Origin of the sequence: Rhodobaculum claviforme, from assembly GCF_016653255.1 — a bacterium.
Lineage (GTDB): Bacteria > Pseudomonadota > Alphaproteobacteria > Rhodobacterales > Rhodobacteraceae > Rhodobaculum > Rhodobaculum claviforme.
This window is the reverse complement of the sequence record NZ_NHSD01000011.1, coordinates 1-2,763: the sequence shown is the minus strand read 5'-3', so window position 1 is coordinate 2,763 and position 2,763 is coordinate 1. Positions and strand designations below refer to the sequence as shown.

The following is a 2,763-nucleotide window of genomic DNA, read 5'->3' as shown; positions in this document are numbered from 1 at the left end:
ATCCTGACCCACGGCAGCCGCCTGGCGGCGCTGCCGCGCACCACTCGCATTACCGACGCGCAGGAGGGGTAAGGCGATGTACGTGGCCGTTAAAGGCGGGGCGGAAGCGATCGCCAATTCCCTACAGTTGCTGGCCGAGACGCGGCGCGGCGACCGGACGGTCTCCGACCTGGGCGTCGACCAGATCCGCGAGCAGTTGGGTCTGGCCGTCGACCGGGTGATGGCGGAAGGCGCGCTCTACGACCGCGCGCTGGCCGCGCTCGCCCTGAAGCAGGCCTGCGGCGATGTGCAGGAGGCGGTGTTCTTGCTGCGCGCCTATCGCACCACGCTGCCGCGTTTCGGCTACGCCCGCGCGGTCGATACCCAGGCGATGGCGGTGCGCCGTCGGATCTCCGCGACGTACAAGGACGTGCCGGGTGGGCAGGTGCTCGGACCCAGCTTCGATTACACCCAGCGCCTGCTGGACTTCCAGTTGTTGGCCGATGGCCAGATTCCCCAGGCGCCGGAAGACGCGCAGGACCCGGTTGCCGAGGAGATGCCGGGCGTGCTGCAGCACCTCGACCGCGACGGCTTGATCGAGCCATCTCCGGCCGACGACGGTACGGAGAGCCCGGCCGATATCACCCGGGAACCGGTGACCTATCCCGCCGACCGTGACACCTGGCTGCAGATGCTGGCGCGTGGCGACGAGGGCTATCTGCTCTCGCTCGCTTATTCCACCCAGCGCGGTTACGGCAACGCACACCCTTTTGCCGGGGAGATCCGGCTGGGTGAGGTTGCGGTCGGTTTCATACCGGAAGAGCTCGGCTTCGAGATCGAGATCGCGGAGATCACCCTCACCGAGTGTCAGATGATCAACCAGTTCAAGGGGTCGGAAAGCAGCCCGCCGCAGTTCACGCGCGGTTACGGCCTGACCTTCGGCCATAACGAGCGCAAGGCGATGTCGATGTCGTTGGTCGACCGGGCGCTCAGGTCACAGGAACTCGGCGAGCAACTGGTCGCACCGGCGCAGGACCAGGAGTTCGTGCTCTCGCACAGCGACAACGTCGAGGCGTCCGGTTTCGTCCAGCACCTGAAGCTGCCGCACTACGTCGACTTCCAGTCGGAACTGGTGATGCTGCGGGAGCTGCGACGACGCTTTCACGACAAGCAGGCGACGCGGGAGGCGGCGGAATGACCGCGCATGCCGAAACCGCCACGACCGAACAGACGGTCGAAGGCTACAACTTCGCCTATCTCGATGAGCAGACCAAGCGGATGATCCGCCGTGCCCTGCTCAAAGCCGTCGCGATCCCGGGCTATCAGGTGCCGTTTGCCAGTCGGGAGATGCCGCTGCCTTACGGCTGGGGCACCGGCGGTATCCAGGTCACCGCCAGTATCCTGGGCGCGGACGATACGCTGAAGGTGATCGACCAGGGGGCGGACGACACCACGAACGCGGTCAACATCCGTTCCTTCTTCGCCCGCACGGCCGGGGTCGCGACCACCACCGCGACCACGGAGGCGAGCGTGATCCAGACCCGCCACCGGATTCCGGAAACGCCGCTGACCGACCAGCAGATCCTGGTCTACCAGGTGCCGATTCCGGAGCCGCTGCGTTGGCTGGAACCGCGCGAGCGGGAGACGCGCACGCTGCATGCGCTGGGCGAATACGGCCTGATGCAGGTTTCGCTCTACGAGGACATCGCCCAGCACGGGCGAATCGCGAAGACCTACAACTATCCGGTCCAGGTCGCGGATGGCTACATCATGGCGCCCAGCCCGATCCCCAAGTTCGACAACCCGAAGATGCACCGCAACCCGGCGCTGCAGCTGTTCGGCGCCGGGCGGGAGAAGCGCATCTATGCGGTGCCGCCCTACACGGAGGTGCGCAGCCTCGACTTCGACGACTACCCCTTCGATGTCGAGGATTGGAGCACGCCCTGTGCACTGTGCGGGGCCACCGACAGCTATCTCGACGAGATCGTGACCGACGATCAGGGGGGGCGGCGCTTCGTCTGCTCCGACAGCGACTATTGCGCACAGCGCCGCCAGGACGGCGCTTCGGGAGAGACGGCATGAGCGCGCACGACGCCTGCAACGCGGATGAGCCGATCCTGTCGGTGCACCATGTCGGTAAGCGTTTCGGGCGCGTGCAGGCGGTCGACGACGTCTCCTTCGACCTGTTTCCGGGCGAGGTGCTGGGCATCGTCGGCGAAAGCGGTTCCGGCAAGACGACCCTGGTGCGCACGATCGCCGGGCAGGAGACGCCGGACAGCGGTGCGGTGCTGTATCGCGACCGCTGGGGCGCGCTCGTGGATCTGCACGCCCTGCCGGAAGGCCGGCGGCGTCGGCTGCACCGCACCGACCTGGGGCTGGTGCAGCAGAACCCGCGCGACGGCCTGCGCATGGGCGTTTCGGCCGGCGCCAACGTGGGCGAGCGGTTGATGGCGCTCGGCCAGCGGCACTACGGCACGATCCGGCAGAGCGCGCACGACTGGCTTGCGCGGGTCGAGGTCGACACGGCGCGCCTGGACGATCCGCCGGCCAAGCTGTCGGGGGGTATGCAGCAGCGCCTGCAGATCGCCCGCAACCTGGTGTCGGAGCCGAGGTTGGTGTTCATGGACGAGCCGACCGGCGGTCTCGACGTGTCGGTCCAGGCGCGGCTGCTCGACCTGTTGCGCGGGCTGGTCGCCGAGTTGGGGCTGGCGGTCGTGCTGGTGACGCACGACCTCGGTGTGGCGCGCCTGCTGGCGCACCGGTTGATGGTGATGCAGCACGGGA

At 67.6% G+C, this 2,763-nt stretch carries 3 protein-coding genes; all 3 read left to right on the top strand.

From position 1 onward, the window contains the following. Nucleotides 1-76: 76 nt before the first annotated feature. Complete coding sequence (locus CCR87_RS00160; protein ID WP_027289531.1) at nt 77-1,177, top strand: carbon-phosphorus lyase complex subunit; 1,101 nt, start codon at nt 77-79, stop codon at nt 1,175-1,177. After that, entirely contained in the window at nt 1,174-2,061 is an 888-nt protein-coding gene (locus CCR87_RS00155; RefSeq protein ID WP_027289530.1) for an alpha-D-ribose 1-methylphosphonate 5-phosphate C-P-lyase PhnJ, read from the top strand. The genes CCR87_RS00160 and CCR87_RS00155 overlap by 4 nt, the downstream gene beginning before the upstream one ends. After that, nucleotides 2,058-2,763 (top strand): phosphonate C-P lyase system protein PhnK (gene phnK / locus CCR87_RS00150; protein ID WP_201155324.1); only part of this gene is annotated, 706 nt, incomplete at its 3' end. The genes CCR87_RS00155 and phnK, both read left to right, overlap by 4 nt.